Here is a 15,294-nt window from a genome sequence, read left to right as displayed (position 1 = left end):
TTTCAGCCCCACGGGAGTATAGCGCCAGCCGGGTTGCCCGTCAGTAGCCTTCTTCAGGGTTGATGGTCGTCACCGTCTCGCCTGCTTCAAATGCCCGTATTGTGTCGATGACCTGATCTATTGCTTCGTTCAGCGGCGTAGGGGCTGAAATATGAGGCGTTACGATAACGCGAGGGTGGCGCCATAGTGGACTGTCTTCCGCCAGCGGCTCTTCGGGGAATACATCAAGCAGCGCGCCGCGTAGTCGGCCCGGTGCGGTGTTACTACCCAGGGCGTCGAGCAGGGCATCATGTTCTATCAAGGTGCCACGGCCGGGGTTGATCAGGCTAGCACCTTCGGGTAGTAGCGCTAAGTTGTCGGCGTTAATTAACCTGCGGGTGGCGGCCGTGTCAGGTAGCAGAGTGACCAGCGTCTGAGAGTGACGTAATACCTCCGTTAAGCCCTCTTCACCGTGGTAGCAGGTGACGCCATCAATCTGCTTGGCGGAACGGCTCCAGCCGAGCACGTTAAAGCCATCGTCACTGAGCGCTTGCGCCACATGACTGCCGATGGCTCCCAGCCCCAGAACGCCAATCGGCCAGTCGGCTTTGTCCGGCACATCATGGGGCTGCCAGTGAGCATTGGCCTGCTGAGTCAGGTAATGGTCAAAACTGCGCAGGAAATGCAGGACGCCATAGCGCACATAGTCTGCCATCAGATCGCCCATTCCAGCATCGCGAAGTTTGACGATAGGCACATCACGAGGCAGCCCAGGCGTGCGCAACAGGTAATCCACACCGGCCCCCAGGTTGATGATGGCTTTTAATTGCTTCTGTTCTCTCAGCAGCGGCTCGGTGGGTTTCCAGGCCGCCAGATAGTCGGCATTTACACGCTCTTCTGGCGGGGCATCACTGGTAAGAACCTGAGCGTTTGAAAAGGCGCTGGCAAGTGCGCTGCGCCATTGCTCGGCAGCCTCGATATGGACGACAATTTTCATGTGTTCTCCCATTTCACTGTTAACGATGGTTTCCGTTTCATGACTTAAGCGATTTTTTGTCATAAAGGCTTTGACCCGCAACCGCAGTGGGGTGCTAGTATCGCTTTAAGACGACATTGGCGGGCCTACTGCGGGGGTGGCCAGGTCGATCCGGTGGTCCGAGAAAGCGACGAAAGTCGCTTTTTCGGTTCTTGGTGATCCCTTTGATGACGAGTTGCCCGATGACGACTCAGGTTTCCCTGCCCTTCACACGTGAAGAGTACGCTAATCGACTTTGGAAGGTGCGCGCTGACATGGCGGGCCGCGGTATTGACGTTCTTATCGTCAGTGATCCTTCCAATATGGCCTGGTTGACTGGCTATGATGGCTGGTCCTTTTATGTGCATCAGTGTGTGCTCGTTGGTCTTGAAGGCGAGCCCGTCTGGTACGGTCGCCGCATGGATGCAAACGGCGCGCTGCGCACCTGCTGGATTGATCCGGACAATATAACTTACTACCCGGATCACTATGTTCAAAACCCGGATATGCACCCGATGGAGTATCTCGCTCAGTCAATCATGCCGGATCGTGGTTGGCATGAAGGCGTCGTCGGGATGGAAATGGACAACTACTATTTTTCCGCCAAAGCCTACCTGAGCCTGCTGCGTGAGCTACCGCATGCGCGCTTTATGGATGCTAACGGCCTGGTGAACTGGTGTCGGGCGATCAAGTCACCTCAGGAAGTGGCTTACATGCGCTGTGCGGCAAAAATTGTCGAGGGCATGCATTCGCGTATTCTGGAAATGATTGAGCCAGGTTTGCCAAAGAGCAAGCTGGTGTCCGAGATATATCGTGTGGGTATCGAAGGTTATATCGATGACAACGGCAAGGTGTTCGGCGGGGATTATCCTGCCATTGTTCCCATGCTACCCACCGGAAAGGACGCAGCAGCCCCTCACCTGACCTGGGACGATACGCCGTTTCGCGAAGGTGAAGGCACTTTCTTCGAGATCGCCGGTGTTTATAAGCGCTATCATGCGCCGATGTCGCGGACGATTTTTCTTGGCACACCTCCCAAGGACTTTTTGCGGGCAGAGTCGGCGCTGCTGGAAGGTATCGAAAATGGCCTGGCGGTGGCCAAACCTGGCAATCGCACTGCTGATATCGCCATGGCGCTGGGTGCGGCGATGGATAAATATGGCTTTGACCGTGGCGGTGCCCGCTGCGGGTATCCGATCGGGATTTCCTACCCGCCAGACTGGGGTGAGCGTACCATGAGCTTACGCCCTTCAGATGTCACCGAGCTGAAACCTGGCATGACCTTTCATTTTATGCCTGGGCTCTGGGTGGAAGACTGGGGGTTGGAAATCACGGAAAGTATCCTGATCACCGAAGACGGGTGTGAAACGCTGGCGAATTTCCCGCGCCAGCTGTTCGTCAAATAATGAGCGGTTAGTGAAATCTAAAACGCTGCTGTCACTCGACACAATGACTGACGCTGGCCACTGAGTTAGCATTCGTCGAAATTGTTAAAATATGGTTCAGAGAATAAGGAAACCTTATGAGCATGCGTCCCAGTCCGATTTCTGCCACCGTGGATTTTGATGCCGAAGGTGTCCAGCACGGTTTTTTGAAGCTGCCCATTTCCACCGATGAATCTGCCTGGGGAGCGGTGATGATTCCGCTGACCGTGGTGAAAAACGGTGACGGCCCTACCGCCCTGTTGACTGGCGGCAATCACGGCGATGAATACGAAGGCATTACCTCTTTGCTCAAGCTGTCTTCCACGCTGAAAGCCGAAGACGTCAGTGGTCGTGTGATCATTGTGCCCTGCATGAACACGCCCGCCGTGATGGCCGGTAAACGTACGTCTGGAATGGATAGCGGCAATCTTAATCGCAGCTTCCCCGGCGACCCTAACGGCGGGGTGACCGAACAGATTGCGGACTATTTCACTCGTGTGCTGGTGCCCATGAGTGACGTGGTGCTGGATCTGCATTCCGGTGGGCGCACCCTGGATATTCTGCCGTTTGGTGCCTCCCACGTGCTGGACGATAAGGATCAGCAGCAGGCGGCGCTGGAAGGTGCTAAAGCCTTTGGTGCGCCCTATGCCATGGTCATGTTCGAGCTTGACGCAGAAAAACTCTTTGATACAGCCTGCGAACGTCAGGGCAAAGTGTTTGTTGCGACGGAGCTGGGCGGTGGCGGCACCTCTACGCCGGAAAGTATGGCGATTACCGAGCGTGGCGTACGTAACTTCCTGATTCACTATGGTTTGGTAGCAGGCGAGGTTGAGATGCCTGCGGGAGGCCAGCAATACCTGGACATGCCGGATGCCAGTTGCTATGTGCAAAGCCAGCATTCTGGCGTGCTAGAGCTTGCGGTGGCGCTGGGCGACGCCGTTAAAAAAGGCCAGCCAATTGCGCATGTTTATGATATGACGCGCAGCGGTACGGCTCCTGTGACTTATTACGCAGAGCGTGATGGTGTGCTGATGGCACGACGCGCCCCGGCACTGATCAACATGGGGGATACTCTTGCAGTGATCGCCGACGTGGTGGAGACTCTTGACGCCTAAGCGCGACAGGCAACCACCATGATGAAACTTGACCGATACGATCTGAAAATTCTGGAAATTCTTTCGCGCGATGGGAGGATCACCAAATCCAAACTGGCCGACGCCATCAATCTCTCGGTGAGCCCCTGCTGGGAGCGGGTAAAGCGGCTCGAAAAGGCCGGTGTTATTCAGGGCTACAGCGCACGGATTGATACCCAGGTGCTGGTGCCACGCAATGCCGTCTGGATGCAGCTTGAGTTAAAAAAGCACGATGCTGAGAGCTTCGCCTGTTTTGAAGCGCTGGTCATGGAAACCACAGAGGTCACCGAGTGTATTGCGGTAGGTGGCGGGGTGGATTACCTGGTTAAGTTTGAGGTGCTTTCAATCGACAGCTACCAACGATTGATTGATCGTTGGCTGGTCTCGGACGTTGGCATTGAGCGCTATTTTACCTATATAGTGACGAAGCTAGTCAAAAAGTCCGAGCCTGATATCGGGCCCAAGGATTTTTTGTAACTTTTACGTTTGTCAGTAATTTTTACGTCTGTCAGTAACTTTTACGCCTGTAAATAGTTTTTAATGGTTTATCCATGTGTATGGTCAACGCCAATTCAGCGTTGCGTTGGCTTAACATACGGAAATACACTCACCAATTGCTTAGTGGAGTTCGAACAACCAAGTCTGCCCGCTAAGCTAAAACAGTCAGATCGCCTGACGCAGAGAGAAGCTAATGTCTTATTTCACCATTGCCGGTGTTCAAATGCATGCCCTGCACCACGGCGACAATACCGAAGCCATGCGTCATCGAGTTGACGCCTTGATGAACCGTTTTCCGCAGGTTCAGATGGTGCTTTTCAGTGAATTAATGCCAATGGGGGCTTCGCCACTCAATGCTCAGGTATTACCCAGTGATACCGAAGCAATGTTTTGTGAGCTGGCAGCCAAGCACCGCATCTGGCTAATTCCTGGCTCAATGTTTGAGCAGGTCGGTGAGCATATTTACAACACCCTGGTTGTGATCAACCCGCTTGGGCAGATCGTGACACGCTATCGCAAGATGTTTCCTTTCCGTCCCTATGAAGCCGGTGTTGAAAGCGGCACTGAATTTGTGGTCTTCGATGTGCCCAACATTGGCCGTTTCGGCGTGTCGATCTGTTATGACATGTGGTTCCCTGAAACCACCCGAACGCTGGCTTCCATGGGCGCAGAGGTGATTCTTCACCCCACCATGACAGATACCATTGATCGGGATATCGAACTTTCCATTGCTCGCACCAATGCGGCGATCAACCAATGCTACTTCTTTGATATCAATGGTGCAGGCGCACTAGGTAATGGCCGTTCCATCGTTGTCGGGCCTTCGGGTGATGTGATTCACCAGGCCGGTATCGGAGAAGAAGCCATGCCGATCGAGATTGACCTTAACCGTGTGCGCCGCGAGCGGGAAACGGGGTTGCGTGGATTAGGCCAGCCGCTCAAGAGTTTCCGGGACCGTGATGTCGATTTCTCGCTTTATCGTAGCGAAAACGGTTCTTCGCCTTTTCTGGATACGCTTGGGCCACTGGTAAAACCGGTACGCAACGACCAAGACACCTTCTAGGAGGCTTTAGAACTTGACTGATCGCCACGAGAAGACTGGTGATTCTCCCCCCAGATGGATGAATCCATTCAGGCGAATCATGCGCTATTTAGCACAACGATTAACCCGCACTGGCTTACCGTGGCCTTCAGTGCCCGTCACACAAGGAGCGAAAACAATGACTAAAATCACTTCCATTGCAGATGTTCGTCGTCACTTTCTTAACAACAAGGAACCGATTTACTTCATTTCCGCGACCAACTTCAACCTTCTCGGTATCGGTGACTGGGTCGGTGGTTTCCGTCACATCAACTACATTGACTGCTTTGAAGGCAAGCAGCGCAATGTGTTTGTGCCCAAGGAAAAGTTTCCGCGCGATTTTGAAAGTATTGAAGACATCAACAACTATCTGCTCGAACACAAGGAAGTGATCGACTTCATTCAATCACGCGCCGACGGCGGAAACGCCGGTGTGGCGGCGTTTTTGATGTTTGACGAGCACACCGAAGAAATCTGCAAACAGTTAGGTCTGCGGATTGCTTTTCCGCCGGATTCGCTACGTCGCCGGATGGATAACAAGATTGAAACCGTGCGCATTGGCAACAAGGCGGGCGTGCCAAGTGTCCCTAATGTGTTGACCAAGGTCGGCAGCTATCAGGAACTGCTGGAAGTGAGCAAGGAGCTGGGTAGCGATCTGGTAGTACAGACGGCTTTCGGTGATTCCGGCCATACCACCTACTTTATCTCCAGCGAAGAAGACTACTACAAGCACGCCGAAGAGATCGAAGCTGAATCCGAAGTTAAAATCATGAAGCGCATAAACTGTCGTGGTTCGGCAATTGAAGCTTGTGCTACCCGCTGCGGTACCGTGGTTGGCCCCTTGATGACTGAGCTTGTGGGTTTCAAATCCCTGACGCCCTATAAAGGCGGCTGGTGTGGCAACGAGATGTTTGTGGATGCCTTCAGCCCGGAAGTCAGCGATCTGGCACGTGAATACACCTTTAAATTCGGTGAAGCACTGCGCGAAGAAGGGTATCGCGGCTACTTTGAACTCGACTTCCTGATCGACACAGACACGAATGAAGTCTATCTGGGCGAGCTTAATCCCCGAGTTACGGGCGCAAGCTCCCTGACCAACGTGGCGGCTTTTGCTCACTCTGATGTGCCACTGTTCCTGTTCCACTTGCTGGAATTCTCGGATGTCGACTTCGATCTGGATATCGATGACATCAACGAGCGTTGGGCACACCCTGAAAGCATTGATAGCTGGAGCCAGCTGGTCATCAAGCACACTGATGAAAGTGTTGACCTGTTGACACAGGCACCCAGCACGGGCGTCTGGCGCATGCATGAAGGCGGCGAGATCACCTACGATCACTACAGTTATCACCCGCATGCCGCAGAAAACGAGAGCGAAGCCTTCTTTTTGCGCATCAGTGGGGCGGGTGATTTCCGCTATGAAGGCGCGGATCTTGGTATCCTGATTACCCGAGGCCGGTTGATGGACGATGACTTCCAGCTGAACGAGCGTGCCAAAGCTTGGATCAATGGCATTCGTCAGCAATACACCGGACAGGCGTTGCAAGACCCCGTGGTGGAGGAGGTTGCCGTTAGCCATGCCATCGGCGGTGGCAACTTCAAAATACTGTGATGAATGGCAAACTGGGCAAAGGCCGGGCGCCAGTTGTCGAGTCGGAAAAGGCGCTGACGTTTCGAACCGTGCATGAAGAAGTGGCGGGAAGTAAATGGCAGTCGCTTTTTCATTACCACTGGCCTGCCTATGAAGCCTGGTATCTGGCGGAAGGTGAGCGCGAGCGTCCATCGTATCTGGAATGCCACAACGCCTTGCGCCACCATATGCCAGAGCTTCTGGATACCTACCGTGCCTTGTGCACGCTGGCCGGTGGTGGTGATCTGGCATCACGCCTGCTGAGCCTGTACCGCCCACCGCCGTATATTACCGGCTGCTCTCAGGCCGTGCTGGCAAGTCCGACCTCGACGGTGCTGGCGCGCAACTACGATTATCCACCGGAGCTGTGCGAAGGCACTATTCTCTATACCCGCTGGAATCAGCGTCGTGTGATTGCGATGACTGACTGCCTATGGGGTGTGCTGGATGGCATGAATGATTCAGGGCTTGCCGTGTCGCTGGCCTTTGGGGGGCGCAAAGTGGTTGGGGATGGTTTTGGTGCTCCGATCATCCTGCGCTATATTCTGGAGTTCTGCGATACTGTGCCTGAAGCATCGGCAGTACTGTCCCGAGTGCCGACTCACATGGCTTATAACATCACGGTGGCAGACGCCAGTGGACGCTATGTGACAGCCATGATTGCACCAGACCGTGCCGCCAGCATTCGACGGGTGGCGGTGGCAACCAATCATCAGAAGAAAATTGAGTGGTATGCCCACGCGCTGGCCTCTGAAACCCTGATTCGCGAGCGTCAACTGTCAATTCTGGTAGATGATGACGCCACGACCGACGAACGGCTGGTGTCGGCTTTTTCTGCGCCGCCTCTGTTTCGTCACGATTACCGGCGTGGTCTGGGTACCGTGTATACAGCGGTCTATCGTCCGAACGAAGGGCTTACCCAGTTTCTCTGGCCCGGAAAAGTGCTGGATTTACGCTTTGATATGTTTGTTGAAGAACAATTTATTGTGCGCTATGGCGTACGCGGCCTGAATAGCTGATCAGCACTGCCGACGCAACCAGTGCATTTTCAGATAAATACCGACAAAGGATGGGTGTCGTCATGCAAGATAATAGTCCCACTGAAACGCCTTACACCGCCCTGGGTTTTTATCACAAAATTTCCCAACTTCGCGCCGATACCTGGAATGCACTCAAGCGTGACTTGGGCATCCTGACCCGCCTTGAAGACGAAAGTCGCGCCAAGAATCTGATCAAGTCCATCGATATCAAGCTGACACGCCTTGAGATTATTGAGGACTATCACGCGTTTCCGTCGAAAGAAGACTTTCGCTATCTGTGGACGCTCTTCAACCGCGGCGAATACTCGGTGTTGGATAAAATTATCAAACGTCTGGTTCGCGCCTTGATCAGTGAGTCTTACCGGCGGCGCCATGTGGATCTCTCCGAGACCGATGCCGGTGCGGAAGATATGGAAAATCGTGATGCGCTCAGTCAGCTTCGTCGAGGGCATCCTGCTTCTAACAGTTCCGCACAGCCGTATTTTGAACTCTTGATCGTCGATAACCTTTCCAACCAGGAAGAGGAGGTGGTGCGTGAAGCGTTTCATAATATGCGCCGCCCCGAGGACCGGTTTGTCTATGACGTGGTAACGGTGAAAAGCTTTGAAGATGCCTTGATCGCCGTTCTGGTCAATCCCAATATTCAGGCGTGTCTGATCCGTTATGAATTTCCCTATAAATCAAAATATAACCTGAGTGCGCTGCGCAATTATCTGGAAGGTCTTTCGGAGAAGGAGCTGGAACATCAGTCCGAAGCCGAGCGTAGTATTCTTCTCAGCTCGATGATTCATGAGCTGCGGCCTGAAATCGACCAGTTCCTGGTCACCAGCGGCGATGTTGAAGCCACCGCCAGCCGGGATATCAAGCATTTCAACCGCATTTTCTATCGTGAAACGGATTACATCGAACAGCACCACACGATTCTGCGGGCGATTGATAATCGCTACCGCACACCGTTTTTCGATGCCCTGCGTGAATACAGTAAAAAGCCCACCGGTGTCTTCCACGCCATGCCGATTTCACGTGGTAAATCGGTGACCCGCTCCCACTGGGCGGGGCACATGATCGACTTCTACGGCATCAATATTTTCCTGGCTGAAACCTCAGCGACTTCCGGCGGGCTTGATTCCCTCCTGCAGCCGTTTGGGCCGATCAAGAAAGCCCAGGAATATGCGGCTCGTGCCTTTGGCGCGCGGCGCAGTTTCTTTGTTACCAACGGGACCTCAACCGCCAACAAGATTGTCGTGCAGGCGCTGATCAAACCCAAAGACATTGTGTTGGTGGACCGGGACTGCCACAAATCACATCACTACGGTATGGTGCTGTCTGGCGCTCATGTCAGTTATCTGGATTCCTATCCGCTGGATGACTACTCCATGTACGGTGCCGTGCCGCTACGTGAAATCAAGAAAACACTGCTTGCCTACAAGCGTTCCGGTGAGCTGCACAAAGTCAAAATGCTGCTGCTGACCAACTGCACCTTTGATGGCATTGTGTATAACGTGCGTCGGGTCATGGAAGAATGTCTGGCAATCAAACCGGATCTGGTCTTTTTGTGGGATGAAGCCTGGTTTGCCTTTGCCGGTTTCAACCCCACCTATCGACCGCGCACCGCCATGAACTCGGCGCGTACGCTGCGTAACCGTTACCGTAGCGAGAGTTATCGCGAGGAATATGCGGCCTGGAAGGCTGAGTTTGACCTGCTTGACCCGGATGATGATGCCACCTGGCTGGATCGGCGCCTGATGCCAGACCCGGATGCCGTTCGCATTCGCACCTATGCCACTCACTCAACGCACAAGACGCTGACGTCCCTGCGTCAGGGTTCGATGATTCACGTATGGGATCAGGATTTCCGCCAGAAGGTCGAGGCGTCTTTCCACGAAGCCTATATGACGCATACTTCGACGTCACCCAACTATCAGATTGTGGCGTCACTGGATGTGGGACGTATGCAGGCCGAGATGGAAGGCTTCGAGCTGGTACATGCGCAGGTCGAGACGGCACTTTCGCTACGTGAACAGCTCTATAATAACCCCTTGCTGCAGAAGTATTTCCGGGTGCTCAAAAACAGCGATATGGTGCCGGAAGCCTATCGAGAATCCGGGGTCGAGTCCTATTACGATCCGGTGATCGGCTGGAACCAGATGGAGGAAGCCTGGGCACGCGATGAGTTTGTGGTTGACCCAACCCGCATCACCATTGCGATTGGTAATACCGGCGTTGACGGCGATACCTTCAAGAATGAGTACCTGATGAACAAGTACGGTATTCAGATCAACAAAACCTCACGCAACACCGTGCTGTTTATGACCAATATCGGCACCACGCGCGGGGCGATCGCCTACTTGCTGGATGTACTGATCAAGCTGGCCAAGGAGTTCGAGTACCGTCTGGAAGACAGCAGCCGCCCTGAGCGCAAGATCATTGAGCATCAGGTGGATTCCCTGAACAATGACCTGCCGCCGCTGCCGGATTTCAGCCGCTTCCACGATGCTTTCCGGCCTAATCCCGAAACGCCTCAAGGCGATATCCGGTGTGCCTATTTTCTCAGCTACGATGAAGAAAATACCGAGTACCTGCGCTTTGACAATGGCAAATTGCAGGCGCAGATGCGTGACGGGCGGGATGTCGTGTCAGCCAGCTTCGTGATTCCCTATCCACCAGGATTTCCGGTTCTGGTGCCAGGGCAGGTGATCAGTGAAGAAATCCTGTATTTCCTGCAAGCGTTGGACGTTACCGAGATTCATGGTTATCGGCCAGAGCTGGGGCTGGTAGTCTTTACCGAGGAAGCGTTAATCAATCCGGTGGAAGGCTAGAAAAACCGCGTTGCCAAAAAAAACCACACTCAAAGCAGGCTAGACAAAAAAAGTGCCGGAATAATCCGGCGCTTTCAAAAACACTTCGTGCACGATCTCCCTTATTCTAGACGCACTGCAACAGCCCAGCTTACTGCTGGGCTGTTTATTTACATTGCAACAGGTTGTCGCTCAGGGTGAGCTTCAATCAGGGGAGGTGCCTATGACCACACTATCGACCACGCTGACCAAGCGTCTGGAAGATCCGCGTTTATTCCGTCAGTACGCTTATATTGATGGTAAGTGGACACACGGTCATCGCGAAGAAGCTGTCACTAACCCGGCAACGGGAGAAGTGCTGGGCCATATCCCGCTGCTTGATGCGAACCAGATTACCGCCGCTGTCGACGCCGCTGAAGCCGCCTTTGTACATTGGCGTGCGCTACGTGCTGATGAGCGCTGTGAGCGCTTACTGGCCTGGTATGACCTGATTCAGGCCAACCGTGAAGACCTCGCCACCATCATGACGCTGGAACAGGGCAAGCCGATGCCGGATGCCCGTGGTGAAGTGGAATACGGTGCCAGCTTTGTGCGCTGGTTTGCAGAAGAAGGCAAGCGTACCTACGGCGAGACGATCCCTAGCCATATTCCCAATGCGTCGCTGGGTACGATTAAAGAACCGGTGGGCATTGCCGCGCTGATTACCCCGTGGAATTTCCCGCTGGCGATGATTACCCGCAAAGCGGCAGCGGCATTAGCGGCCGGTTGCCCGGTGATTGTCAAACCGGCTAACGAAACGCCGTTTTCCGCGTTGGCCCTGGCAGAACTGTCTGAACGTGCCGGTATCCCGAAAGGTATTTTCAACGTTGTGCTGGGCGAGCCGCCGGAAGTTTCCAAAATTCTGTGTGCTGAGCCACGTATTAAGGCATTATCATTTACCGGTTCCACCCGTGTTGGCCGTCTGTTGATGGAGCAGAGTGCGGGCACCGTCAAGCGTCTTTCGCTGGAACTCGGCGGCAATGCGCCCTTTATTGTCGGTCCGGATATGGACCCGAAGGAAGCCGCGTACGCTGCTGTTGATGCCAAGTTCCAGACCTCGGGTCAGGACTGCCTCGCTGCCAACCGCATCCTGGTGCATGAGTCGATTCACGACGAGTTTGTTGAACAGTTTGCAGAACGCATGGCGGCGCTAAGTGTCGGAGACGGCATGGAAAGCGAAGTCGATCTCGGTCCGCTGATTCACCGTCAGGCGGTAGAAAAAGCTACCACGATTGTTGATGATGCCATCGCGCGTGGGGCGACCCTGGTAGCAGGTGACCAGAGCCAGGCTCCAGGAGAAAACTTCTTCATGCCGGTCATGCTTACCAATGTTACCGCTGACATGCAGGTATGGCGCGAAGAAAACTTTGCTCCTGTCGCTGGCATTACTGCCTACGGCAGCGATGATGAAGTCATCGAAATGGCCAACGATACCGAGTACGGCCTGGCCGCTTATGTCTATACCCACGATATACGGCGTATCTGGAAGTTGATGCGCGCCCTGGAGTACGGCATGGTCAGCGTCAACTCAGTGAAAATGACCGGGCCGCCTGTGCCTTTCGGCGGGGTCAAGCAATCCGGCCTCGGTCGTGAAGGTGGCGCGACGGGTATCGAAGAATACCTGGAAACTAAATACTACTGCCTGGGCGCCCTGGGTTCCGTATCAGGTAGCTAATCGCCCTGTATTTACAGAGACCGTACGTTATAAACCGTACGTGACATAAAAGCACCACCTGTGTGGTGCTTTATAACGAATCGTTGAAACACGAACACGCCCCCGGCAAACGCCACGGATGGGGTGAGTTATCAGCACAGAGAGAACACTATGAGCTTGCATCAGGATTTGATCGAACGTGACCGTAAGGTGACTTTTCACGCCTCTACCCACCTGCGTGATTTCGCCCAGGGCGATATGCCGGGCCGTGTCATCACCGGCGGTAAAGGCATCAACATCGTGGACAAGGACGGCCGTGAGTTCATTGACGGTTTCGCTGGCCTTTACTGCGTCAACATCGGCTATGGCCGTACGGAAGTTGCCGAAGCGATCTACAAGCAGGCGCTGGAAATTTCCTACTATCACACCTATGTAGGCCACTCCAACGAGCCGCAGATCGAACTTTCCGAGCGCATCATCAAGGCAGCGGGCATGAACATGTCCAAGGTCTACTACGGCATGTCCGGGTCTGATGCCAACGAAACGCAGCTCAAAATCGTGCGTTATTACAACAACGTGCTGGGTCGTCCGCAGAAGAAGAAAATCATCTCGCGTATGCGTGGCTATCATGGTTCCGGCATCGCTTCCGGTTCACTGACCGGCCTGAAAGCGTTTCATGACAAGTTCGATCTGCCGATTGAAACCATTCGTCATACAGAAGCGCCGTATTACTACCATCGTGCCGCTGAACAGCACGGCATGACCGAGCGTGAATTCTCCGCGTTCTGCGCGGAAAAGCTCGAAACCATGATTCTGGAAGAAGGTCCGGACACCGTCGCGGCCTTTATCGGTGAGCCAGTGCTGGGTACTGGTGGTATCGTGCCGCCGCCGGAAGGCTACTGGGATGCGATTCAAGCCGTACTGGTCAAGTACGACATCCTGTTGATTGCGGATGAAGTGGTCTGTGGCTTTGGCCGTACCGGCTCTGAATTCGGCAGCCACCACTACAACATGAAGCCCGATCTGGTCACCATCGCGAAAGGCTTGACCAGTGCTTATCAGCCGCTTTCCGGTGTGATCGTGGGTGATCGCGTATGGAAAGTGCTTGAGCAGGGCACCGGCGAATTCGGCCCGATCGGTCACGGCTGGACCTATTCCGGTCATGCACTGGGCTGTGCCGCTGGCATCGCTAACCTGGACATCATCGAGCGTGAAAATCTGGTCGGTAACGCGGCAGATACTGGCGCTTATTTCCAGCAGCAACTCAAAGCGACCTTCGAAGGTCATCCGCTGATTGGTGATGTTCGCGGTGTTGGCCTGATGGCTGCGCTTGAGTTCTCACCCGATGCCAAACAGCGCCTACACTTCGATCCGGCGCTGAAAGTCGGCCCGCGGGTGTCCGCTGCCGCTATGGAAGAGAATCTGATTGCGCGTGCCATGCCGCAAGGCGATATCCTCGGCTTTGCGCCGCCGCTAACCATCAACCGTGCAGAGGTGGACGAGGTGATCCGTCGTGCCAAGCGCGCTGTGGATAACGTGGCTGATGAGCTGGTGCGTTCAGGGGATCTCAAAGAAGGTCATAAAGCGTCTGAAATGGCTGTTTAAGTTAAGATTTTTCCTGACGTGATAACGCCGTTGCCTGTTTCGACAAGCAACGGCGTTTTTGTTTGTGAGCACCTTGGCTATGCTGTAAAAATGGGTGATATCGCTTTATAGCAGGAGACAATCAACATGCATCCCGTGATGGCTTTTGATGTGTACGGCACCTTGATTGATACTCAAGGGGTCACCACAGAGCTTGAAAAACGCCTGGCAGAGCCTGAAAAAGCGGTAGAGTTCGCTCGCCGTTGGCGCGATAAACAACTGGAGTACAGTTTTCGACATACCGTGATGGGGCATTATGTGCCCTTTGCGGAATGTACCCGTGAAGCGCTGGAGTTTACCAACCGTGCCCTGCAAGCCGGATTGAGCGAGAACGCCTGCGATCATCTGATGGCAGTGTATGCCGAACTCCCCGCTTTTCCCGATGCGGCGCCGGCACTGGAACGCCTGAAAGCGGCCGATATCCGCTGCGTTGCCTTTTCCAACGGTACCCACAACGCGGTTAGCCAGCTACTGAAGCGAGCCAATCTGAGCACCTATATGGATGACATCATCAGTGTCGACGATGTTAAGCGTTTCAAGCCCGACCCTGCCGTCTATGCTCACTTGCGCACCCGGCTGGAAACCCGCCCCGAACATACGTGGCTGATTTCGAGTAACGCCTTTGATGTCATCGGTGCTGCCCACGCTGGTTTGCGCAGCGCCTGGGTACGCCGTCATGCCGATGCGCCTTTTGACCCTTGGGGAATCGAACCGGATATGACCGTGGTTGATCTCCAGGCACTGGCGGAACATCTATTGGCCTAGTGTTGCCAAACGGAAAGCACTTTCCGGTGCAAGAGTGAACATGGCCTGTTGTTTGCGCCATGATATTAATTAATAAAGACAACGTCAGGAGACGTCGATGTCCGTTTTTTCATTACGTAAAGTGTTGTTCGCTACGGGGTTGCTCGGCTGTGCAGCGTTTGCCCAGGCTGATGAGACAGAAAACTACGGTATTGAACACGTTATGTCAGATAGCGCCTTTGGGGCCGTTGTGGAGCGTCTGGAAAACACCCTGGATGAAAAAGGGCTGACGCTGATGACGACCGTTGACCACGCGGCCAATGCCGCCAACATCGACATGACGTTGGCACCGACGACACTGTTTATTTTTGGCAACCCCAAGGTGGGTACACCGATGATGCAGTGTCATGGCAGTGTGGGTATGGATCTGCCACAAAAAATGCTGGTACGTGAGACGGATGAAGGTGTGCGGATTGAGTGGAACGATCCACATTTCCTGGCCCAGCGCCATGGCCTGGAAAACTGTGATCTACCGCTGGATAAAGTATCGGGCCTGCTGCGTACTGTGGCAGAAACGGCCGCTGAAGAGTAAGCTATTAACCTTGTTTTCCCCTT

General features: G+C 54.1%; 12 protein-coding genes. 11 read left to right on the top strand and 1 reads right to left on the bottom strand.

What is annotated here, in order from left to right:
• Nucleotides 1-40: 40 nt before the first annotated feature.
• Complete coding sequence (locus tag ACU6TU_RS13765; RefSeq protein ID WP_447141969.1) at nt 41-976, bottom strand: 2-hydroxyacid dehydrogenase; 936 nt, start codon at nt 974-976, stop codon at nt 41-43.
• 206 nt (nt 977-1,182) lie between these two features.
• Here ACU6TU_RS13765 and doeA point away from each other — a divergent pair, with 206 nt between their 5' ends.
• The 11 genes from doeA (at nt 1,183) to ACU6TU_RS13710 (ending at nt 15,271) form a co-directional block, all read left to right on the top strand.
• On the top strand, nt 1,183-2,400 hold the full coding sequence (doeA, locus tag ACU6TU_RS13760; RefSeq protein WP_447141968.1) for an ectoine hydrolase DoeA: 1,218 nt from the start codon (nt 1,183-1,185) through the stop codon (nt 2,398-2,400).
• 116 nt (nt 2,401-2,516) lie between these two features.
• Nucleotides 2,517-3,533, top strand: coding sequence for a N(2)-acetyl-L-2,4-diaminobutanoate deacetylase DoeB (gene doeB / locus ACU6TU_RS13755; RefSeq protein ID WP_447141967.1), 1,017 nt, complete (start codon nt 2,517-2,519; stop codon nt 3,531-3,533).
• Between the two features lie 18 nt (nt 3,534-3,551).
• A complete protein-coding gene (locus tag ACU6TU_RS13750; protein WP_447141966.1) occupies nt 3,552-4,028 on the top strand; it encodes an Lrp/AsnC family transcriptional regulator in 477 nt (158 codons plus the stop codon).
• A gap of 214 nt (nt 4,029-4,242) precedes the next feature.
• Nucleotides 4,243-5,112: a carbon-nitrogen hydrolase family protein gene (locus ACU6TU_RS13745; RefSeq protein ID WP_447141965.1), complete on the top strand. Its 870-nt coding sequence runs from the start codon at nt 4,243-4,245 to the stop codon at nt 5,110-5,112.
• A 157-nt stretch (nt 5,113-5,269) separates the two neighbouring features.
• Entirely contained in the window at nt 5,270-6,742 is a 1,473-nt protein-coding gene (locus tag ACU6TU_RS13740; protein ID WP_447141964.1) for a biotin carboxylase, read from the top strand.
• Nucleotides 6,742-7,779, top strand: coding sequence for a C45 family autoproteolytic acyltransferase/hydolase (locus ACU6TU_RS13735; RefSeq protein WP_447141963.1), 1,038 nt, complete (start codon nt 6,742-6,744; stop codon nt 7,777-7,779). Before ACU6TU_RS13740 ends, ACU6TU_RS13735 begins: the two co-directional genes overlap by 1 nt.
• 62 nt (nt 7,780-7,841) lie before the next feature.
• Nucleotides 7,842-10,619 (top strand): aminotransferase class I/II-fold pyridoxal phosphate-dependent enzyme, encoded by a 2,778-nt coding sequence (locus ACU6TU_RS13730; protein ID WP_447141962.1) that lies wholly within the window; start codon nt 7,842-7,844, stop codon nt 10,617-10,619.
• A gap of 202 nt (nt 10,620-10,821) precedes the next feature.
• The gene (locus tag ACU6TU_RS13725; protein ID WP_447141961.1) at nt 10,822-12,312 is read left to right on the top strand and encodes an NAD-dependent succinate-semialdehyde dehydrogenase; all 1,491 of its coding nucleotides are present in this window, start codon (nt 10,822-10,824) and stop codon (nt 12,310-12,312) included.
• A 150-nt stretch (nt 12,313-12,462) separates the two neighbouring features.
• The gene (locus ACU6TU_RS13720) at nt 12,463-13,896 is read left to right on the top strand and encodes an aminotransferase (protein WP_447141960.1); all 1,434 of its coding nucleotides are present in this window, start codon (nt 12,463-12,465) and stop codon (nt 13,894-13,896) included.
• Between the two features lie 126 nt (nt 13,897-14,022).
• Entirely contained in the window at nt 14,023-14,700 is a 678-nt protein-coding gene (locus ACU6TU_RS13715; protein WP_447141959.1) for a haloacid dehalogenase type II, read from the top strand.
• 97 nt (nt 14,701-14,797) lie between these two features.
• Nucleotides 14,798-15,271 (top strand): DUF302 domain-containing protein, encoded by a 474-nt coding sequence (locus ACU6TU_RS13710; RefSeq protein WP_447141958.1) that lies wholly within the window; start codon nt 14,798-14,800, stop codon nt 15,269-15,271.
• Nucleotides 15,272-15,294: the final 23 nt, after the last annotated feature.

The sequence above is a fragment of the Halomonas sp. LS-001 genome, assembly GCF_052983955.1.
The sequence above is the reverse complement of the archived record's forward strand: the minus strand, read 5'-3'. Positions and strand labels throughout refer to the sequence as shown.